At 43.4% G+C, this 21,973-nt stretch carries 19 protein-coding genes and 3 tRNA genes; 10 read left to right on the top strand and 12 right to left on the bottom strand.

Annotated elements, in window-relative coordinates:
* The first annotated feature begins 76 nt into the window (after window positions 1–76).
* The 7 genes from L2744_RS13025 (at window position 77) to atcC (ending at window position 3,677) form a co-directional block, all read left to right on the top strand.
* Window positions 77–153: transfer RNA gene (locus L2744_RS13025), tRNA-Met, on the top strand.
* A gap of 41 nt (window positions 154–194) precedes the next feature.
* A tRNA-Met gene (locus tag L2744_RS13020) sits at window positions 195–271 on the top strand.
* Between the two features lie 140 nt (window positions 272–411).
* Window positions 412–488 (top strand) — tRNA-Met (locus L2744_RS13015).
* Between the two features lie 684 nt (window positions 489–1,172).
* A complete protein-coding gene (gene atcJ / locus L2744_RS13010; RefSeq protein WP_248992311.1) occupies window positions 1,173–1,457 on the top strand; it encodes a cold adaptation protein ActJcold adaptation protein ActJ in 285 nt (94 codons plus the stop codon).
* A gap of 23 nt (window positions 1,458–1,480) precedes the next feature.
* Window positions 1,481–2,011, top strand: a complete 531-nt coding sequence (gene atcA / locus L2744_RS13005; protein WP_248992310.1) for a cold adaptation protein AtcA — start codon at window positions 1,481–1,483, stop codon at window positions 2,009–2,011.
* On the top strand, window positions 2,011–2,769 hold the full coding sequence (gene atcB, locus L2744_RS13000; protein WP_248992309.1) for a cold adaptation protein AtcB: 759 nt from the start codon (window positions 2,011–2,013) through the stop codon (window positions 2,767–2,769). Before atcA ends, atcB begins: the two co-directional genes overlap by 1 nt.
* An 11-nt stretch (window positions 2,770–2,780) precedes the next feature.
* Window positions 2,781–3,677 (top strand): cold adaptation protein AtcC, encoded by an 897-nt coding sequence (gene atcC / locus L2744_RS12995; protein WP_248992308.1) that lies wholly within the window; start codon window positions 2,781–2,783, stop codon window positions 3,675–3,677.
* A gap of 108 nt (window positions 3,678–3,785) precedes the next feature.
* Here atcC and L2744_RS12990 read toward each other — a convergent pair whose 3' ends face one another.
* The 6 genes from L2744_RS12990 to L2744_RS12965 all read right to left on the bottom strand — a co-directional run bounded on the left by L2744_RS12990 (window position 3,786) and on the right by L2744_RS12965 (window position 11,207).
* Window positions 3,786–4,178, bottom strand: coding sequence for a DUF6678 family protein (locus L2744_RS12990; RefSeq protein ID WP_248992307.1), 393 nt, complete (start codon window positions 4,176–4,178; stop codon window positions 3,786–3,788).
* A 134-nt stretch (window positions 4,179–4,312) separates the two neighbouring features.
* Entirely contained in the window at window positions 4,313–4,831 is a 519-nt protein-coding gene (locus L2744_RS12985) for a GFA family protein (RefSeq protein ID WP_248992306.1), read from the bottom strand.
* Window positions 4,832–5,316: 485 nt separating this feature from the next.
* On the bottom strand, window positions 5,317–8,151 hold the full coding sequence (locus L2744_RS12980; RefSeq protein ID WP_248992305.1) for an ExeM/NucH family extracellular endonuclease: 2,835 nt from the start codon (window positions 8,149–8,151) through the stop codon (window positions 5,317–5,319).
* A gap of 329 nt (window positions 8,152–8,480) precedes the next feature.
* On the bottom strand, window positions 8,481–8,984 hold the full coding sequence (locus L2744_RS12975; RefSeq protein ID WP_248992304.1) for a GDYXXLXY domain-containing protein: 504 nt from the start codon (window positions 8,982–8,984) through the stop codon (window positions 8,481–8,483).
* Window positions 8,984–10,117: a DUF4401 domain-containing protein gene (locus tag L2744_RS12970; RefSeq protein ID WP_248992346.1), complete on the bottom strand. Its 1,134-nt coding sequence runs from the start codon at window positions 10,115–10,117 to the stop codon at window positions 8,984–8,986. Before L2744_RS12970 ends, L2744_RS12975 begins: the two co-directional genes overlap by 1 nt.
* Entirely contained in the window at window positions 10,107–11,207 is a 1,101-nt protein-coding gene (locus L2744_RS12965) for a DUF2157 domain-containing protein (RefSeq protein WP_248992303.1), read from the bottom strand. The genes L2744_RS12970 and L2744_RS12965 overlap by 11 nt, the downstream gene beginning before the upstream one ends.
* A gap of 135 nt (window positions 11,208–11,342) precedes the next feature.
* Here L2744_RS12965 and L2744_RS12960 point away from each other — a divergent pair, with 135 nt between their 5' ends.
* Window positions 11,343–12,149, top strand: coding sequence for a substrate-binding periplasmic protein (locus tag L2744_RS12960; protein WP_248992302.1), 807 nt, complete (start codon window positions 11,343–11,345; stop codon window positions 12,147–12,149).
* Between the two features lie 12 nt (window positions 12,150–12,161).
* Here L2744_RS12960 and L2744_RS12955 read toward each other — a convergent pair whose 3' ends face one another.
* The 6 genes from L2744_RS12955 to L2744_RS12930 all read right to left on the bottom strand — a co-directional run bounded on the left by L2744_RS12955 (window position 12,162) and on the right by L2744_RS12930 (window position 17,881).
* Window positions 12,162–12,557 (bottom strand): hypothetical protein, encoded by a 396-nt coding sequence (locus L2744_RS12955; RefSeq protein ID WP_248992301.1) that lies wholly within the window; start codon window positions 12,555–12,557, stop codon window positions 12,162–12,164.
* 209 nt (window positions 12,558–12,766) lie between these two features.
* Entirely contained in the window at window positions 12,767–13,162 is a 396-nt protein-coding gene (locus L2744_RS12950; protein ID WP_248992300.1) for a hypothetical protein, read from the bottom strand.
* A gap of 37 nt (window positions 13,163–13,199) precedes the next feature.
* Window positions 13,200–13,664: a GNAT family N-acetyltransferase gene (locus L2744_RS12945; RefSeq protein WP_248992299.1), complete on the bottom strand. Its 465-nt coding sequence runs from the start codon at window positions 13,662–13,664 to the stop codon at window positions 13,200–13,202.
* 31 nt (window positions 13,665–13,695) lie between these two features.
* Window positions 13,696–14,298 (bottom strand): GNAT family N-acetyltransferase, encoded by a 603-nt coding sequence (locus tag L2744_RS12940; protein WP_248992298.1) that lies wholly within the window; start codon window positions 14,296–14,298, stop codon window positions 13,696–13,698.
* 594 nt (window positions 14,299–14,892) lie between these two features.
* Window positions 14,893–15,516 (bottom strand): 2OG-Fe(II) oxygenase, encoded by a 624-nt coding sequence (locus tag L2744_RS12935; RefSeq protein ID WP_248992297.1) that lies wholly within the window; start codon window positions 15,514–15,516, stop codon window positions 14,893–14,895.
* 220 nt (window positions 15,517–15,736) lie between these two features.
* A complete protein-coding gene (locus tag L2744_RS12930; RefSeq protein WP_248992296.1) occupies window positions 15,737–17,881 on the bottom strand; it encodes a M3 family metallopeptidase in 2,145 nt (714 codons plus the stop codon).
* Between the two features lie 743 nt (window positions 17,882–18,624).
* On the opposite strand from L2744_RS12930, the gene L2744_RS12925 reads away from it, so the two are divergent.
* Both L2744_RS12925 and L2744_RS12920 read left to right on the top strand, forming a co-directional pair.
* On the top strand, window positions 18,625–20,682 hold the full coding sequence (locus tag L2744_RS12925) for a bifunctional 2',3'-cyclic-nucleotide 2'-phosphodiesterase/3'-nucleotidase (RefSeq protein WP_248992295.1): 2,058 nt from the start codon (window positions 18,625–18,627) through the stop codon (window positions 20,680–20,682).
* 191 nt (window positions 20,683–20,873) lie between these two features.
* Window positions 20,874–21,629, top strand: coding sequence for a YccT family protein (locus L2744_RS12920; protein ID WP_248992294.1), 756 nt, complete (start codon window positions 20,874–20,876; stop codon window positions 21,627–21,629).
* Window positions 21,630–21,973: the final 344 nt, after the last annotated feature.

Below are 21,973 nucleotides of genomic sequence, written 5' to 3'. Positions count from 1 at the left end.
TTCACCCTCTTTTTTAGGATTCGTCCTTGCATTGGCCACTCACTGCCGTTATAGTCTGCCCCGCTTTGAAGACGGACGCGGGATGGAGCAGCATGGTAGCTCGTCGGGCTCATAACCCGAAGGTCGTAGGTTCAAATCCTGCTCCCGCAACCAATTTAAAGCAAAATAGTATAGTAATACAGATAGATATCGGACGCGGGATGGAGCAGCATGGTAGCTCGTCGGGCTCATAACCCGAAGGTCGTTGGTTCAAATCCAGCTCCCGCAACCAATTTAGTGTATTAGTTTATCAATAGAAACAGCTTATCGGGCTCAACTCTTTATAAACAACGGGCGAAGGTCGTAGGCTCAAATCCTGCTCTCGCAACCAATTTAAAGCGAAATAGTATAGTAATACAGATAGATATCGGACGCGGGATGGAGCAGCATGGTAGCTCGTCGGGCTCATAACCCGAAGGTCGTCGGTTCAAATCCGGCTCCCGCAACCAACTATCTAATCATCAACCAGCATAGTGCTGGTTTTTTTGTGCCTAAAATAGCCGTATGGTCGCTCGTCGGGCTCAACTCTTTATAAACAACAGGCGAAGGTAGTAGGTTCAAATTCGGCTCCCGCAACCAACTATCTAATCATCAACCAGCATAGTGTTGGTTTTTTTGTGCCTAAAATAGCTAAAGTTTTATAAATAGAGCCGTATGGTCGCTCGTCGGGCTCAACTCTTTATAAACAACGGGCGAAGGTCGTTGGTTCAAATCCAGCTCCCGCAACCAACTATCTAATCATCAACCAGCATAGTGCTGGTTTTTTTGTGCCTAAAATAGCTAAAATTTTATAAATAGAGCAGTATGATCGCTCGTCGGGCTCAACTCTTTATAAACAACGGGCGAAGGTCGTTGGTTCAAATCCAGCTCCCGCAACCAATTATCTAATCCCGCATAATCATCATCAACCAGCCTTCTTTTTGCCCCTTCCATTGACACTACAATTAGCACTATAAATCCCAGCGTTTATAAGTTAGGTTAAGGCTACAAATAGCGACTTACGTGTTTGCTGCCCCTAGGGGATTTCTGCTATTATCCACCGCTGACTAATCATAATTCCACGAATTTAAAGATAATCAGAGTCACACCCTTTTTATCTCGCGATATCAAATACATCGCCTGCAGGTACAAGTATGATTAACCACTTTAGTGTGCTCGGTATAAAACCCAGTGCCAAAGAAGACGACATTAAAAAAGCCTATCGACGGCTGTCAAACAAATATCATCCCGACAAGTTGTTAGGTGCCTCGGAAGAGGAAAAACAGCAAGCCGCCGTACAACTTGAACGCGTTAAAAATGCTTATGATGTCTTGTCCGATCCTAAGCAACGAAATGCGTTTATCAAAGATTTCAATAACGTAATAGTGACCGATCCCGCTAGCGCCATGCGCGAGCTGTGGGATCAATTTTATCCTTGAGCGTTTTCTAGAGTAAGTGTCAAATGGTCAAAAAACTGAATATCTCACGCATTAATGAGCTAAAAAATAATGCCTACGACAATATCGAGTCCTACGACGATCCCGATACACCTAAAGCGCTAGAACAATTTACTAGTCAAATCAAAAAGGTGTTAGAAGCCGATCCTAAGATGCTCGATACTGTGCCTGAGTACCTGCCTGTTGCGCTTTACGGTCGAATTAAATTTCCCGCCGAAGCCAAACTCAAGTGGGCACAGTGGATAAACACGGCAACGCAACCCGAGTGGGATGAGTTTAAAGTCACTATTGGCTTTAACAATGCCGATTTACCCTTAGTATTGGCTGTGCGTAGTTACTCGGAAACCTTATTGATAGAAAGCTGCGCCGTACTGTATTTACTTGAAACCCAAGGTAAAGCAACGCCAACAGCGAAACATCATGACGATGAAGATGATGATGACAACGATTATGTTGGCACGTCTGATAACGACGACGATGATGAAGGCGAAGAGGAAGATGGCTACTACGATCACTACGATGATGAGGACCGCTAATGAACACTAGTCTCATTGAGATTACCGTCGCCGAGATTAAAGAACTGGCGGACGTAGAGCCAAAGCAAGCGAGCAAACGCTTTGAAATTATCGCCAATACCATGAGCGACGAGCAATTAGTCGAAGTCATCGAACACATGGATATTGTCACGCTGACACAAATCAACAGTCACCATGATATCTCTTGTCCTTCGATCATGTCTGAACTCATGACCCCAGAACAAATTCGCGACATCGTCTGTCAGCAACCTTTGTACTGGGAAGAAAAAATCAAAAACAATGCCGAAGAACTTATTCAGCATACCTTTGATTTTTTGACCTATTTAATCCGTATTCAAGATAGCGAAGCGAAACAAACTGCGATTTTAGAGTGTATCGCCGAAGATCCTGCGGGCCTTTTCTACCTGTCGATCCCTTTCATCGAAATGATGTTAGGTGAAAAGCATGAAGATGAAGATGGCTATACCGATCTTTATGATGACGAAGAAGACACTGAAACCATCGGCTACGATAGCCGCGTCGCCAGTGAAGATGCCCACAGCCTCAGCATAGACGATCCACGCAGCCTAATGGCCTTGATCCACGAGCTCGCGCCAGATGTTGAAAAAGCCATCAAGAGTCTACTGCGCAACCAAAGCTCAGGTTGGGAAGTGATCATCGGCAAGTTTGTTAACGAGCTGGTTATTCAAGCCAAAGAGAAAAACCAAGTGACGGATGAATACGCTGAAGTCGATGATATGTTTAGCTTTTTGGATTAAGGAATTATTTGATGCAACTGGTACTGCGTGATGTAGATCAAGGACCCTACCTAAGCAAGGTATTGATCCAAGGCCAAGCAGACGAAACGCTGAGCGGTGAACAGCTGTCACAAATCAAATCCAAAGCCATTTTGATGAGCCTCAAACTGGCCGATAAGTTTTACAACAAGTACAAAATGCACTTGCTCGAACAAGCAGCGCACGATGTAATTGGTGTGGTGAGTCTTGGCTTGATGGAATTATCAAACCAAAATCCGCAGCAGGCGATACGACTGTTAATCACCGCCGATGGCGTAGTCAAATGCTTCCAAAAAGGCTGGAGCATGCTCAGCACTGTCAGCAAGCATAAACTCGTCAACGGCAAATCCCTCTACGGCGATGTCGACAAGTTCTTGCTCGAACAAGTGTCCAGTCCACCAGATGCGGAAGAATGGTTAGGCTATGAAGCCTATCAAGATGCCCTACTTGAGCATCAGCGCCAACAGTCCATTGCAGCGCTATTGGCACAGTTTTACACCCAATCGAGCTATGATCCGCTAGATTTTCTCAATCTAGAGAGTGTGTTAGCCGAAGTGGTACTGTATCGATTGTTGTTTGATGGCGCCAAAGTCAGACAGGATTTGAAAAAGCGTATCGGCAAAATCACCTTAAAAGAGGAGTGGTTTACCCGTGAGCATATCGAATTGGAAACCCAGAAAGCGTTAGCAGAATTACCCGCAAAACTCGCTGAAACCATCAGTAAAGATCTCGGTAAAAACTTTGCCCCCGCCCTACTGCGTACCCTGCACTTTGCCAAAAGCTACCGCGAACTCTTACTCAGCGACGCCTCACCAGAACGCTTAGAAAGATTCGAACACAAAGAAGGTCTCGTCGGCCTCCTCGGCTGGCCACTCTACATAGTACTTTGATCGGTACTTTAATCAGTAGTGTGATCAGTAGGTTAACGAGTGTTTGAATCGCTTAAAAATAAGTGCTTTATTGCAAAATAAAGCACTTATTCATGTATAACGGTGCAGTTACTGAAACTCAGGAGACTCACCCAACCTCAGATAGCCCCAAATCCGAAACATACCATTTTCTATCGAGTAAGGAATTGAATATTGGGCTAATTGTGCACTTACAAAATCAGAAAAGTCAGTCACTCGATCCGTCACTAATCGGCCTAACCATTCTCTTTTGAATGGATCAACTTCTAACCACTCAATGGTTTCTGCTATTTCAAGTAACTCGTGCCACCACACGGCAGTAAAACCTGCATTAGGCGTCTCATCATAAATCAGTTTGTATCGCACATGGGGAATAAAGTCTTCAGATCCATTCAATGCCTTTTCAAGCTCGCACCACTTTGTCTTATTCATGACTGACGAAAGTTGGTGTTTGTTTATATATTTTAGGGTTTCAACATTCATTTTGGGCGCCTCATGCTCCCCAGTAAAAACAATAACCCAAAATCAGTCTTCCATTGTAAAACAATAACATAATCCGATTTAAACTTAGATTCAAGTCATAGAAAATTACATTCTACTTAAACAAATAATGCTATTTAAGTACGCTGACGCCCAGCTTGATAGGCATTAATTTCTGGCAGTATTTTCAAACGTCGCTCTAGGCTCTGCGCTGGCCAGTATTTTTCACGATCATAATACTCAGAAACCGAAGGGATATCTTCGGGAAGGATGACCCAAGGTTGCTTGGATGAGGTGAAAATATGTATATCCGGCGGCAGTATGTCAGGGTTATCCAAAGTGCCCACCCGTAAAAAACTGAGTATCGGCCCTGAACCTGCGTAGTGACTCCAAACAGCCACATGGCACTTGGGACATCTGCTAATCTTTTGTCCCATACCACTTGCCGATGGAGTGTCAATAATCTCAGGCTCCCCACAGATCAAGTGAACCCTGTCAGTCTCTATCATGGCATTAAGGGCAAATGAAGCCCCAGTTTCACGCTGACACCAGCGGCAATGGCAGCAATGTACAAATAGTGGGGCGGTATCAATGCGATATCGAATGAATTGACAGGTGCAGCCACCTTCTGAAAGAAATAAGTTGCTCTTGTTCATATATTCCAATCACCCTGTTGTGAACTGAACATCTACTAAAAATCCATAATAATGCTTAATACACCTAATTTATCAAGCCACATATGGTTTTATGGAGATGACTAACTCACTTTATGGAAAAGTGAGTTAGTTACCAAAATCAATTTTTCGGTTTGTTAATATGTCGGGTGCGAACCTTGAGTGCAAACCTTAAATACAGAGACCTTAGTTAGCCACCAAGGATAGACCGACGATATGTTACAGAAGTGCTGACGCTCAAAATGCTAAAATTAGAGCCCGTATTTCAGTTATTCAATCAAAAAATCAATCATACCGTGAACACCTAAATTGAATTTTTCCCCTATCAAATCATCACTAAGTAAGCTGAACTTATTCCGAGCATGATAACAATATCAGTGATTCCAGTATCAACTGCAAAGCTTAAACAAAAGCCCGCAGCTGCGGGCTTTGAATCACTTAAAAATCAGCGGAATAAATGGACTGGCCTAACGATAAGTCAGCGTCGTGGTATCGGTTAACTTGTCGTTATCTTTAACGGTCAGTTCAACAGTGTGTTGACCACGGCGGGCAAGGCGTAATACCACTTGGCCGTTAGCGCGGGTGCCATTGTCGAACGTCCATTTATGTTGCTTGATCACGCCATCGGTATCGTAGCTGGTCGAGATAAACATATCGACTAACCATAAATTGATACGCTGAATTTGTGCAACGGGTGGTTGTTTCACATTTTCGACAACTACCACCACCATTTGTGAGCTGCTATGGGTTAGGCCGTCATTATCAATCACAGTTAGTGTGACCAGATATTCACCGCTTTGGCTGTAACTGTGAGTAACTACATCACCCACTGCCACTGTATTATCGCCAAAGCTCCACTCGGCAGACACAATTTGCCCATCGCTATCGCTTGAGGTTGACGTCAATTGCACTGCAGCACCATTCACCACTTGAGTGAAACTGGCTACTGGCGCGACTTTCTCCGCTTCAAGCAAGAGTGAAATCACCACAGGATCGTGATCCGATGAGCGGTAAGCATCACTTGCGAATAAGTCTTGGATTTGAACGAGTGTCTTAAACTCTTCGTTGTAATCCAATACGCGCGGTTCATCGGTATTGATATGCCACTGCGCCACATCCACCACTTTATCCAGCAATGCTGCGTTCGCTAAAGCATGATCCAACTGACCCGATTCCGCTGAGAACACATAGGTGTATGGATTTGGCTTTCCAAGCTCAGCAAACAGTTCACTAAATCCTGCATTTGCTAACGCAGTTAATGGCTCTTCCTTCGCGTAGGCGTTCAAATCACCAATCAGCAGCACACCTTGATCTGGATATTGTTCACTAATCCATTGAGCAGCGGCCGTCGCCGCGCGGGTACGAGTGATATTACAGTTACCTTGACCATCGTTAAGATCAGGATCGCCCGCACATTCACTGCCCTTAGATTTAAGGTGATTAACCGCGACAACCATGCCTTCTTCACTGCCGTTCACGCTAAAGGCTTGCGTCAGCATAGGGCGGTTTCTTGTATCGTCAAACAGCGGCTGTTGATCTTCATCTAATGGTGAATTGGCACTGGATAGAATGCGCGCAGCACCCTGCGGCGTGACTTTATCGCTGCGATAAATTAAACCAACAGAAATGGCATCGGTTCCTATTGCATTCATGCCTGTTGGCGCGATATACGCATAACGCGTTTCACCCACAGCGGCATTTAAGCCAGCGACTAAATCAGCAATAGCTGAATTTGCGCCAAAGCCATCGTTTTCGATTTCCATTAAACCAAATACATCGGCATTAATGCCCACCATAGCACTGATAATCTTGACCTTTTGACGCTCAAACTCGCTTATGGTATTGGCACCACGCTCAGTTGGGAAACCCGCACCTTGACCATCACCATTGAAGTAGTTCAGTACGTTAAAGCTGGCGACGCTAAGATTACCGCCCTCGGCTAGCGTTGGCGCAACAGGACGTGGATTTTCAGCTACAAAGTTAACCGCTTCGATTGGCATAACACGATATAAGTTAAAGCCATAGTGCATCACACCCGTAAGCTGCGTGACTTTGTCGCCCACACGCACTGTGTTCGATGCGCTAAGACCTGGGGCTGGAAATTGCACAGGATCAGGATTCTGCGCCGTTAAACCATCATCTAATAAAATACTGTCGCGTTGGTTGGCTGCGCTCACCGCTAATGCATCCGCGCCCGGTGCAGCCACCTGAGTACCAATAAAGTGGCGCTGACTGCCTAAAGAAATCTCGCCATAACGGCCGAGGTTATAGACTTCGTTAACCACTAAATCTTGGTTAAAACGAACGCGCATGCCCTCGAAGGGTTCAAAATCATCGCTACTGTTAACCGGTAGGGTCACTACAGCGGCCGTTGGCAGTGTTTGCCCTGTGGCACAAAGTGTGTGCTCAGAAACTGTCGTTAATTCAGTTAAACCTTGATATTCAGTGACTTTAGCTTTTAAGCGAATACGGTCGCCCGCCATATAAGCTGTTGGCGTATTGCCCGTGTACACAAATACACCTTCAGAAGTTTGGGGATCGCTATCGGCTTCATTATCAGCCATTTGTACGAAAATGCCCTTAAGACCCGCTTCTTGATTGCTAACAACCACAGCCTCAACCACTAAGGTTTGACCATTGAAAGGGCTTATAGCACCCGTACCTTGAAGAGTATGAATTGCGGTAGCGTCTTCGCCACACACCAAAGAGCTTGGTGGAGGATCGACGGGATCAATCGGCGTGCCGGCGTTAAACTTGCCAAGATCTGAAATATCATCCTTAGCAAAACCCAGCCACGTACTAAAGTTCACCGCATCGTCAATAATGGTATCAGCAATCAGTAGCTCAGAATTACGGCGTAACGTATTGTCCTGAGTGGAGAGATCTCCACTGCCCCACTCTGCGCCAGGATCGACTCCAACTTGCCCTAAACTATCAATCACTTGATTTTGATAGGTCAGTACAATGGCATCATCACCGTTAAAAAAGCTCGCGGTACTCTGTTGATTCGTCACCGCAAGAATATCGGCAGAGGCATCGTTATCAGCCACAACATAAGTTGCACCCGCCGCTAATGAGCCTGTGAGCACAATCGTAGTGCCTACGTTTGTGCTGCCATTAAAATAGAAACGTAATTGGTATTGGCTTAAATCGATAACACTGGCCGTTGGATTATAAAGTTCGATGGCTTTATTGTTGCTACTACCTTCGATATATTCTGAAATGATTAAATTATCTGCGCCATGGGCAAGCCCACAAACGCTGCTGATGGCTAACGCCAGCACAGTTTTAGTATTAAACATTGAGACCCCTAAATGTATCGTTTTAGTATTTGATATTGAATTGGTATTTGATTGCTATTTAATTTATGCACTTAGATTCTTCAAGGCGGTATCACCTCGAAGACTGACGATACTATAGGCCGCCAAAGTTACAAATTGGTTGCGTTAAAGTTGCAACTAAAGATGGATATTATTCGAGTAATTTAGCGATCAGAGCTAGGAAGAAAGCAGTACGGAACCTGCTGGCCGCCCATAAAAAGTGCGGCCAGAGATAAATCGAGGTAAATACAATAAGCGGAACAAATGGATGCCAACAATCCTGACACTATTGCTGGAGAGTTAACTGAGGGTTATAAGGGCTGAAGCTTTTCATCGAGTAAACTGACAAGCAGCAACTCGCCTTGCGAGTTCACCCTAAACTCGCCATATTTAGCCGCACTAAAATGATCGGCTTGTCCTTCTTCAAAGAAAAAACTGTTCGATGCGAGCTTAATTTGATTACCACGGACGCGAAACTGTACCCGCAGTTGATCTTTTCCGAGCGCTTGGTCGGTATAAAAGTCCACAAAACGAGCTACCTTTTGCTCATCAACAGCCAAGAGTAACTGACCCTGCATTTGTTGCGGCGCTAAAACGCTACGTACCTCTCGGGCAATCGCATATTCCAGTGCCATGTAGTCCCCCTGCATTAAGGAGCGCGGATCGACTGGCGCTAATGCAAAGCGCACCACTTGACCATGATTAAGTAGTTGTTCAAACTTAAAAATACGCCAATTTACGCCCGTAAGAATCGCAACAGTCGTGAATAATACGATCCCAAGTGCCCATTTATGTGAAGCCGACAGTTTTCCCATCAGAGACTCTCCTTGGCATTCTGATTTTCTGGAAATAATTGCCACATCCCGATCCGCGCCATCAGCAACAAGGCTCCTAGCCCCATCAAATACCAAGACTTAAGCATTAACGTCGTTTCTAAGGAATAGTAATAGCCACTCACAAATAATATCGCTGATGCAATACCCATCCATTTAAGCCACAGCTCATTAGAGTAGTGGCCGAGTAAAATCAGCAGAATAGCCGTGGATAAGCCCTGCATAGGCAGCGACAGACCACTGACTAAAACTAACCCCATAGCACACCCAAGTGCGGCAAGTGAAGTCAGTGATTGTTGACGTTCTCGGAAAATTGATACCAATAAAAAACTGCAAATGGCAAAAATAATCAATAGATGAGTCAGAGTAAGCCACAGCGTTTCTCGCCAAGGGCTGAACCACTCTTCAAACACATTATCCATGCTAAAGGCATGAATCAATTGAACACTCAATAGGGTAAGCGCAAAGCCATAGGTGAGCATACGTACTCGACGGTAATGGCGACCTAATTGATTGATATTTAAAATAAGTAAACTGATAAGCAAGGCAAAAATACTCTGGCTTAAGTTAAGTAGATGTAATTTAGCCATAACGCCAATAACACACCAACTTAGGCAAAAGGCAAACACCAGCTGGGCTAATCCATGGGTAATCAAGCCCCATAAACACAAGAGAATAATCCCCATGCAGAAATACCAGGCAAGACTAAAGTCATTGCCCAGTAAATCGAATAATCCCCAAGCAACGCCCAAGAGTCCACTTAAGCTCGCAGCAAAGGCAAATTGCTGAACAAACGTCTGTTGCCGCGGTAAAAAGTACAAACCAACGCCTATGCCTAAATAAGTTAAACCAATAAATAAGGCAAAGTATCCTTCGACTCGCTCAAAAATCGCGTCTAAAAGCGATGCCATAAAACCCAATAAAAACCATGCGGCAATCCAAGCAGCAAAGGCTTGCATGGCTGCAACATACCAAGGCATATCATGACTTTCTGGCATCTGCGGTGAACTGACTTTCCCCTCCACATACAAGGCTTGCCACAATTTTGCCGAACTCGACTCTGCGACAGACTCTATGGTTAGCTTATCCTCTACTTGAGTCGCCTTATCGATCATCAGTTTCAACCTCCATTCCTTGGTTTAATGTCGCCATTGGCGGAAATTGAGCGTTAAACACACGGCTCACCGACTTCAACCAAAGATTTAAACCTGTACTTGCCAATATGATATAAAGCCCGATAAACAAAAAGCCACCAATAGGATCGCTATCCTCAAACATCAGTTTTGTTAGTAACGCGGCGCCCACTGCAATAAGGCTAAATCCTCCCAAGGCTAATGGATAGATCTGTGGCAACACGTAACGGAAAATAAAAAGACCAAGAATAAGATGGGCTATATAACCACTGCTAACCCAAGTACTAAAGGTATCACTGCCATGGTCACTATCAAAAATTAACCAACAGATAAGCCAGGTAAAACACCCCATCGCAAACATCGAGCAAGCATATTCCAAAAGGGGAGCATGCCAGCGTCCTGTCGCTTTTCGGTCTAAAAATACAAAGGTGTAATAGATAACTAAATTGAAGATGACAAACATTAACAGCAGCGCTTGTTCAGCCCCAAAGTATCCCCAAAAATGGGAAAAGGTATCGAAAAATAATCCTAAACTAAGATTAAACAACCCGACGACCAATAACCACAAACCATCGAATCTTGCTACCCAAGCAAAGGGCAAGATCACAAGTGCCCATAGGGCAAATAACTGCCAAGGATCGGCGCCCGTTTGATAGGTTTGTCCCACTAGCGCCAATAATCCTCCCACTAAGATACTTGCCCCCAAAAGCACGGCATTGGCGGTTGTCACACCAATGAGGGAACGTTTAGATGAATTAGGATGAGTTTCTGAAAAACAGCAGGCTGCGCGATAATATAACCAAACAAAAACGACAATTGTCAGCAGTATTGCCACTTCAATCAGGGCAAACTTGGCAAAACGCCCAAGGGATTGCCAATTATAGGCAAAGAAAAAGATCACCCCGCAGGCAAAACTTAACGTCCCCAACCACAATAGCAATACGCTAAAGAGCGCCCTCCAACTCGCTGCGCTAGGTCGCTGCGAAAGAGTACAATATAAGCGACTTGCTAGGGCTTTGGTAATATGTCCTTGTTCAAGCCACTCACACACCTGAGATGGTAAATTACTCAATGTGAGATCTCCCTAATCATCATAAAACTGACCAGCACAAAATACGCATTAACAATACGGTAGTGCAGCAATTAATTGTATTAACTTGTAACAACCAGAGGTAAGCTAAGGTAGCGGTGAATAACAGGAGAACCTATGCACTTACAAGGCAGTAGCTACCCACTCTTATGCTTTATCCTCTTTACCAGTTTGAGCTCTATGGTATTTGCTCAAGGGCAGCAAATCGAACCTATACCTCAAATACGAGTAGGAGGTTATCAATTTGCCCCCTACGTAAATCTTCAGCAGGATGGCCGCTATACAGGCCTAACCCTCGATATTATTAATGCTCTCAATCAAGTCCAACAGGACGTCAGATTTGAATTTGTCTCTACCAGCATAGAACACAGATATAAAGCCTATTCAGTCGGACGATTCGATATGATGATGTTTGAGAACCCCAGCTGGAGCTGGAAACAAATAGATACCCAATTTATTCCCTTAAACATCACCGATGGTGAAACCTTTATTGCCCTAAAGAGTAAGGCTAAAAACCAGTTGTTTTTTAGCGATCTAACCCATAAATCGATTGCATTAGTTAAAGGTTATCACTACCGCTTCGCCCAATTTGAAACCAATCCTGCTCACCTTGAAAAACAATTCAATATTATATTTGTAAACAATAATAAAGCATCGATTGAAAGTATTTTACGCAAACGTGCCGATGTCGCGCCTGTAACCTATTCTTACCTGAATGACTATCTCAAGCTCAATCCGCAGGAACAACCGCTATTGCTAATATCTGACAACTGGGATCAACATTATACTCATAGCATTCTATTGAAGCCGAACTCACTGTTAGAAGCTAACAACCTGTCCCATTGGCTACAATTACTAACCGATAATGGTAAGTTGGCAGAATTAGCTCAAAACTATGGCATAAAACTAACAACATCAGATTGACACTCAACCCTATCAGATCATTGGCAACAAAGGCCCCAGCATAGATAAAATACCGATAAATAGGAAAACCAAAGCTTGAATACTCAACATTTGCCCACTATTGGGTGGACTTAAGCTTGCTATATAAAACTGCCAAATTGCAAAAATACTGTAGTTAAGCCCAATAAATAGCAATAAGCTAAAAGCGTACATCTCTGGGATCAGAGCAAGGGCACAGGTAAGAAAAATCGCCGTTGATATCAGGAAAAAAATTGTCTGACAATGAAACACACACAACAACATTTGCTTTGTCTGCTCACTCACATTGGTAATAAGCAGCGGTGCTAATAACACTCGCTTACCTTGATTTAAGTGGTAAAAGCATACTCCGGAACTCAAAACCGTGGCTGCGGTAAGTGTTAACATCATACTATTCTCACTTAATTGAAAAAGATCGTAGGCGCCTAACCCAATTTAAGGTGCTAATAACAACCCACTAATGAGTCAGTCAAACTAAGACCGCCTAAAGCGTAACTCAGTTTCAATCTCCCATAAAATAAGCGGTGCCAATCAGTTAAGCTTAAATATCAAAAGGAGCCAATCGGCTCCTTTTGATAATATACAGGTTAATGACTGAGCTACATGGTTGCCATAATCCAGTAATCTAACCGTTTTTGCGGTTCTGCCAATATGGTTTGACATTCATTTTTATATTTGCCCATCAAGGGACCTAAATTACTTGAACCTCCAAGACTCTGAATTTGGCGCGCTTTGGCATCGGCAATAGCTTGAGTGACTTCCGCTTCTGAACTGTATTGCTTAGCAAGGTTCTCTGCCTGAATTTTCGAATTCTTTAAACGCTCACCAACGGCCTGCATCTGTGGTGCATTCATCGCCCCTATCGCTTCCGAACTTATCTGATAATAAGCGGCACATTCGATGACTTCATTACTAAAAGCCTTTTCTGCTTCGCCTGCCAATACTGCAGTACTTGCACTTAAGGCTAAGCCACCTATGACTAACGCTTTTAACATGGTTGTGTTTCCTTTTTATTAGCAATAACGAATAAACCTACCTAAGCCCTGAGTGGATCTCAAGCTCGTAGGTAAAAAAATCTTGGTTTCGCACAAAGCCTAATGCCTCATAGAACCCTTGAGCACGGCGATTATCCCTTTGAGTCTCTAAGATCAAATAACTGATATTTTGTTCCTTAGCGTAATCAGCTACCCGCTGCACTAAAGCTCGACCAATACCCACACAACGGGCATGTTGAGTCACAAATACATCATTCAAGATCAAAATTGGGGCTAATCGCAGCGATGAAAAACAAGGATATAACTGCACAAAACCAAGACCTGAACCTTGGCTATCCCGTGCAATAAACACCACAGACGAGCGTTCGAGTAACCGCGCGTGGATAAACTGCTGCGCTGCTGCAAAATTATCACTACACCCATAGAACTGCCGATATTCATTAAATAATACTGCAACTTCATGGCTATAAGTGACATCAGCTTGAGTAATAATGCTCGCCATCTATGTTTCCTAACTTTTCTAATATAAACGATTAGATTACAGATCTCTGTCTCAATCGAAATTGCAGGCCAGATTTAACCGTTGACCATTCAGTATCGATAATAGAATAAACAACAGTATCGCGAATGGTGCCATCCTTGAGGATCCTATTATTGCGTAATACTCCATCTTGTTTGGCACCCAGTCGTACAATGGCTTGGCGTGAAGCTTGATTATGCCAATGGGTACGAAATTCAACGGCAATGGCATCTAAGGTCTCAAAGGCAAAGGTCAACAATAGCAATTTAGATTCGGTATTAATCCCCGTACGTTGAGCACGTTTTGCATACCAAGTGTAACCAATCTCAAGGTGACGATGTTCACTCTCCCAGTGGCAAATACGCGTACAACCCACAATCTGACCTGAGATCCTATCGCGAACGGCAAAAGGAAAACTTTCACCCCGCTGCGATTCTTCAAGCGCTTGGGCCACATAGGCTTTCATCTCACAGGGTTCCGGTACGCTGGTATACCACAAACGCCACAGCTCACCATCCGCTACCGCCAAACTCAATGCCGCCACATGGGACAAAGATAAAGGCTCAAGCACTACATGCTCACCACTTAAACAACCTAAGTTATCTTCACAGCCCACAGTATCGCCTCCGTTAGATGATTTAAAAGTGTGTTATTGCGCACATTTTTATCTAGCCTAACATTAAACGATAATAAAAAAACACTCTATTTTCAGGGTGATTTGGATAAATGAGTCCAAGGGCATATTGACGTTTCGAGATTAAATTTTGTTCACTCTGGCAAGTTTTTGCTCGCAAAACGAGGAGTGAAGTGTCGTTGTTGACGCAAATGACGAGCAGCTTTTAGTTAAATAAACTGAGAGCTAGGCCTTGCCAGACAACCTCTTCTGGCAGCATTGGATTGGCATTTCCACTACGTTATCGCCCATTAATCTAGGACAACTACTCCACTCAAGCTTCGTCTTACATAAAAAGCACCAAAGCCACAAAAATCCCCCCTGAAACGTCAGTACATCCTAATGCTGCCGCCTTAAGCTTCCCATTAGAAAATGACGTATTGATGAATATGCTTAAAGCATGAAGGAATGAAAGAGGTAAAAACATATCGATAAGTTGAAATACAACAACAATATTATCGATAAACTACAATTTCTAAACGGGCTAAACCAAGTTAAAAATGGCGCAAGTGCACCATTTTTAGCCTGCGTGACCTATCAAAAACCATGGACGCTGTTACTCACCCTAAACCAACCCGCAATACTATTACGCTGTGCTCGAGTTTTGGTGACTTCATGGGGAAAACGCTCACTGAGAAAAATCACAAAATGCCCCATTTTAGGGGGAATACGTTCTAACTCGTTATCCCGTTCATCATAAATAATCAATTCACCACAATCGGCTTCTTTCCAATCGGGGTTTAAAAAAAACACCGTAGTCAAGATGCGATTTTGGCTACCTTTTAAGGCATCAACATGCTTCCTATAAAAAGCGTCCGGTTGATACACGGCATAATGGCTTTCATAGTCGAATAGCCCCATAAACAAGCGACGATTTAAGCCGTTTTTTAACTGCGTCATCAAATCGAGATACAAGACATCGGGCTCATTTTGCTCCTCTAACCACTGGATCCTATCGCGGCGAATATCAGGATTTAATTGTTGATCCACACCGCGGCCAATAGATGCGGCTTTCAACTCATGCACATCTGTAGTTTGAATTTTATCTAATAAAACTTGGCTAATATGATGGGGAACTAAGTCAGTTAAAAATATATAGCCTTTATCTACCAAGGCGTCAGCGATCACATCCAGCATTGCTTCACTTAATTGCGAAACCATTTATGCTACATCCAAAAAAGAAGCTACGCTTTTGCTGTACTCAAGGGCTCAAAAGAAGGAGGGGTTGAGCCTGATTTTCGAGGGGCGTCGATACGAGATATAGAACATATCCCACAGTCAAATCTGGCCAGATTCTAGAGTAAAGACGTAGGAAATACAATAAAACAAAAAAGGCTTGATAGTTACCCCATCAAGCCTTTTGCTGCTATACCATGAAAAATTAGTTAACTAAACCACGGCGTTTTAACAATGCGTCAGTCGTCGGTTTCTGGCCCGTAAACTGAATATAATTCTGCATTAAATCTTCACTATTGCCTTTAGATAAAACGGCATCACGGAATTTATCGCCATTATCCTGATTTAGTCCACCCTGTTCCCCCATGTAAGCAAAAGCATCGGCGGCAAACACTTCAGTCCAAAGATAGGCATAATACCCAGCAGAATATCCACCCGCAAAGGCGTGGCTAAAATAACTCGATTTATAACGTGGTGGAATAGGCGCAAAATCGAGGCCATGTTTGGCTAATACTTGCTGCTCAAATTTTTCTACATCGCTGATTTGAGTATCGGCGCTGATAGAATGCCACTCCATATCTAAAATTGCTGCAGATAAATACTCGACAGTATCAAAACCTTGGCCAAACTTATTCGAGGCTAAGATCTTATCGAGCAACGCCTTAGGAATAGGTTCTCCCGTTTTGTAATGTTTCGCATAGTTTGCAATAACGATTGGGTCGATATTCCAATCTTCGTTAACTTGTGATGGAAACTCCACAAAGTCACGCGCGGTAGAGGTCCCAGCCACACTTGGATATTTCACCTTAGAAAATAAACCGTGTATCCCATGACCCATTTCATGGAACATAGTGGTCACTTCATCGAAGGTCATTAAGGTTGGACCATCGGCTGGCTTTGGAATATTAAGCGCGTTATAGACTACAGGTTTAGTCCCTAGCAGAGCGCTTTGCGTAACAAATTCGTCCATCCAAGCGCCACCGCCTTTACCTTCACGGGCATAGGGGTCAAGGTAAAATAGCCCAATAGAACTGTTATCTTTATCAAAGACTTCAAAAGCTAATACATCGGAATGCCATACAGGCAAATCGGTACGAGACTTTATACTTATCCCATAAAGTTTGTGCATCGCGAAAAACAGCCCGTCCTGCAGCACAGTATTAAACTCAAAATAGGGTTTAATGCTGCTCTCATCGAGGGAGTATTTCTCTTTACGCACTTTATCTGCGTAATACGCCCAATCCCAAGGCTGCAGTTCAAAATCACCTCCCGCCTTTTTAATCTCGGCTTGGATATCAGCCGCTTCCACTTTGGCGCGTGCCAAGGCCTTTGGTGCTAAGTCATCAAGGATTTCGTATACCGCTACTGGCGTTTTCGCCATTTGATCGGCAACCGCATAGGATGCCCAAGTGTCAAAGCCGAGTAAGTTAGCTTTTTTAGCGCGAATTTGTGCCATTTTGACAATTAATGGACCATTCGTTATCACAGACCTGTGAGCCGAAGCTTCCCATACTCTTTGGCGCAGTTCACGGTTATTTAAGCTAGATAATATTGGTTGGCGCGTAGTGTTAACTAAATTGATAAGATATCCCGTTTTACCCGCCGCCTTAGCCGCAGCGGCTAAGGTCGAAATTTCGCTTTCTGATAATCCGTCTAACTGGGCTTTATCAGTAATGATAACCACATCATCTTTAAAGGATTTTAAGCTGTTCTGTGAAAAATCTGTCGCTAAGGTGGCAAGCTCGGCATTATAGTCACGCATCTTCGCCTTATCTTCGGCGGACAACTTTGCCCCCGCACGCACAAACTGCGCGTAGTAATATTCGACTAAACGCTGATCTTCCGCATTGAAACTCTCCTTTTGCAGATAAACCGCTTCAACACGGGTGAATAACACAGGATCTAAATAAATATTATCTCTGTGAGCCGAGAGCTTAGGGGCTAGATCCGCTTCTGTTTTCTGAAAGGTATCATCTGAAATCAAGCCAGCAAGATTAAAGAAGGTGCGCGACACACGCGTTAATAATTCACCCGAAGTTTCCAGCGCGAGAATAGTATTAGCGAAGGTGGCCGTTTGTTTGTTATTCATAATCGCAGCAATTTCAGCCTCATGAGCTTTGATAGCCTGCTCAAAAGCCGGAGCATAATCTGTGGAATGGATAAGATTAAATTGTGGAGCTTGATCTTGAAGCGGGCTTTTGCTCAATAGCACGTTAGTCGCTTCAGCTTTGACAGCCGTTTGAGTGGCAACGGCATTTTTGGCTTCATCGGTATTTGCGGCTGGCTTGTCTGAACAAGCGCCAAGTAACAAAGCCGCAGCTACGGCGGTAGTAATAACAGACTTACACATATGAACTCCCTTAAGTTTTGCTGCCCTTTCGATTGTATTTTAAGGTGAAAGGTGCGAGCTAACGATTTTGGCTTTATCTTTAACAACGATCTATTTCAATGAACACTGGGGCATGTTGACGTTTCAGGTTATTTTTGCTGCGATTTAGCGCTCTTTTATACAAGGTGGGGCCATGCAGTGTAGTTATTCCACATTAATGAGCGATAAGGTAGCAGAAAAGCCAGCAAAATGCTGCGCGAAGGGCTCGTCTGGCAAGTTCTGACTCTTTTAGGTCGCCATTTATTTGGCATACTAAACTTCATTTCTCGTTTCGTGAGCACAAGCTTGCCAGAGTGAACAAAATTTAATCTAAAAACGTCAATACGCCCTAAACCTGTCGATATGAATATCGATTTGGACAAACTACCTTAACAAGTAACGCGTATATCAGCCAAGTATTCCCATTCCTCAGACAGATTAATTTGTATCACCTTATGTATAACGGAATTAAATGACATCCTTCGCAGACAAATCCCGATATCACCATTGCTGACTATTTAAGCAAACACACTTATTGTCACAATTTGAAACAGCTTTTCTCTGATTAATGTCACATTCAGATCATCAAATGTCTTTATAATTCCCGTCCGTTAACTTAGTAACGAATTAACTCAACAGTTAACTTACTGCTAATTAACAGGATGATGGGCATGCTCTTTTAAGGAACATGCATTGGGGTCAAAGAAAAATAAATAGAGATAACTATGTTAAATAAAAAAATACTTGCAGTAATGATCACTGCAGCCCTTGGCGTAAGTGCCTGTGGATCAGATGACGACACTATTATTCAACCTGATGTTCAAGCAGATTTACGGGTACTAGAAACTACAGATCTGCACACAAATATCATGGATTTCAACTACTACAGTGGTAAAGATGATCCGACTATCGGTCTCGCTCGTACCGCCAGCTTAATCCATGCTGCTCGCAATGAAGCTAAAAACAGCGTACTCGTCGATAACGGCGATCTGCTACAAGGCAGCCCAATGGGCGACTATATGGCCAAAGTTGGTCTGCAAACGGGTGATGTTCACCCAGCCTATAAAGCCATGAACCTTTTAGATTACGAAGTAGGTAATATAGGTAACCATGAATTTAACTACGGTTTAGATTTCTTAAATAAATCCATTAGTGGTGCAGATTTTCCCTATATAAACTCCAACGTTTATTGTGCTGATGATAATGGTTGTTGGAATGATGTCAAAAAAGGTGAACATTTATTCACCCCTTATATCATCAAAGAAAAACACATCATCGACAGCGAAGGAAATGATCAAACCATTAAAATTGGTTACATTGGGTTTGTGCCACCGCAAATTTTACTGTGGGATAAGCAGAATCTCAATGGCAAAGTCACTGTTGAAGATATAGTGGAAACTGCGAAGAAATATGTGCCAGAAATGAAAGCCAAAGGCGCTGATCTTATTATTGCGATTCCTCACTCTGGCATTGGTTCAACAGAAAACCCTGGCGATGCTATGGCTGAAAATGCCACCTATGCATTAACTAATGTGGAAGGTATTAACGCTATTTTATTCGGCCACAGCCACTCAATTTTCCCCGATGCCAAATATGCAGATCTCCCCAATACCGATGTGACTAAGGGTCTACTCAACGGCGTACCAGCCGTTATGCCAGGCCGTTGGGGTGATAACTTAGGGGTTGTTGACTTCAAACTTGAACGTAAAGGTGGCAAATGGAATGTCATCAGTGCCACAACTCAAGCCAAACCAATTTACGATGGCACAAATAAAACACCATTGGTTGAAGCTGATGCCGCCATTCACGATGCTGTAGCAACAGAACACCAAGGCACACTCGCCTTTGTGGATGAACCCATCGGTGTTGCCGCGGCGGATATGTATAGCTTCCTCACGTTAGTGCAGGACGATCCAACGGTACAAATCGTTTCCGATGCGCAAATCGCTAACGTTAAAGCGAAATTACCTTCAGCATTACAAGGACTGCCAGTACTATCGGCCTCAGCACCATTTAAAGCGGGTGGACGTCACGGTACAACCAGCGATGCGGATCAATATGTCCAAGTCGATAAAGGTGCACTGACCTTCAAAAACGCCGCCGATCTGTACCTGTATCCCAATACTATGGTTGCAGTAAAAGCGACTGGCGCAGAGTTAAAAGATTGGCTCGAATGCTCAGCTAACCAATTTAATCAAATCGATCCAACAAAAACGACACCACAAGGCCTAATCAACTGGGATGGTCATCCAACCTATAACTTTGATGTGCTCGATGGCTTAACTTACAAAATTGATGTGACTCAGCCGAGCAAATTTGACCGTGACTGTGCCGTGATCAATGCCAATGCGAACCGTATCGTTGACTTAAGCTATAAAGATGAAAATGGCAATGTCATTACGGGTGAAGCACTTGCTGCGAAAGAATTTATTGTCGCATCGAATAACTACCGTGCCTTTGGCGGTAAGTTTGCCGGTACTGGCAGTGATCACGTTGTACTCGAACTACCTGACACCAACCGTGAAGCACTAGCTGCCTATATCACAGCGCAATCTCAGTACAACGAAACCACAGGCAAGTACGACGGTATGGTCAATCCAAGTGCTGATTACAACTGGGATTTTAAAACCATCACGACCAGCGTAGCACTGGATATTCGTTTCGAAACACAAGATAGCGACAAAGCCGCCGCCTTTATCGAAGCCAATAAACAACGTGAAATGAAAAAACTCAGCAAAGATGAACTTGGTTTTGCAGTGTACAGCATCGACTTAACCAAATAATCTTATAAAAAACAACCAATTACTAAAAGGCTCCCTGTGAGCCTTTTTTATTCCCTGCTTATATCTCTATGTCGTATAAATAGCTGCTAGCCATTATGATCATCATGGTTCAGACTAAAGACTAAGCCGATGTGTCACCAAAATATCTCCCTTATTATTTAGCTGCGTCCTCGCAATAAAAGAGAAAGTTTATGAAATATCATTCCATCCTATGTACCACTGCGCTAATACTGGGCATAGTGCAACCAGCCATGGCGGATGTTAATCTCAAAATCCCTCAAAACGTTGAATTATTAACTGTGAATGGCAAACAGTCATTGAATCGTGACGATCTCATCTTAGCCGATGGCATCAATCAAATTGCCTTTAGATATACAGCTCAATATCGACAACAAGCAAACACTGTACGTTATCAGTCTGACGTGTTAATCATACGTTTCGATGAGTCAGATCAAACACTGATCCTCAAACTTCCCCCAATAACCTCAGCCCGCGATGCGAAACAATTTGATACCTCACCCACAGTGACATTGATGAATACACGAAACGAAGCGGTAAATGTTGCTCAGGATAAATTGATTAAAAATGGTCTTCAAATTGGACGAGATTTTGAACACGAGATGCTGCAATACAATCTTGGTGATCGCTCGGCTTCATTAAAAATCGCTATGATAAGCCAAGCTGCTGCGCCTCAAGCACAATCGAGTGCTGTCATTAATCCCTCATTGACGCACCAAGCACCAGTGGTCGCATCAACCAGTTTGGTAGCGCCAGCTGTGATTGCACCAAGCGAAACTTCGGCAAATAACCAAAACCAACCCAATCCCCAAGACACTTTGGCTGACACACCGAGTCAAACCGAAATCAGTCAGATGCTTGATTATTGGTATAAACTTGCCAATGATGATACTAAAGCCAGCTTCAAAGCAAAAATAAATCAACAGTGAATCAATCAGTAATAAATCAGTAATAAATCAGTATCGTGAAAGTGATATGTTCATGCTGAGACAGCTAAATTACTTGGTATACCAAGCCGCCAGTTTCATTATGAACTGACGGCTTCACTTACAGCTCAGTAAAGCAATTCTCACGTTACGACCTAATATCATTTCAAACAGTAAATCTACTGCCTTACCGAATAGTAAAATGCTAAGCAGAATTGTTCTTAGTGCCTTGATTTTACAAATTACAGACGCAAAAAAGCCAGCTTATTCAGCTGGCTTAGTTACATCTTTACAAGATAATTAGGCGCTTGGCGATGACCTACTCTCACATGGGGAGACCCCACACT

This window comes from Shewanella profunda, assembly GCF_023283765.1.
Classification (GTDB): Bacteria; Pseudomonadota; Gammaproteobacteria; order Enterobacterales; family Shewanellaceae; genus Shewanella; species Shewanella profunda.
Note: the sequence above shows the minus strand (reverse complement) of the source record. Positions and strands in the feature narration are given on the sequence as shown.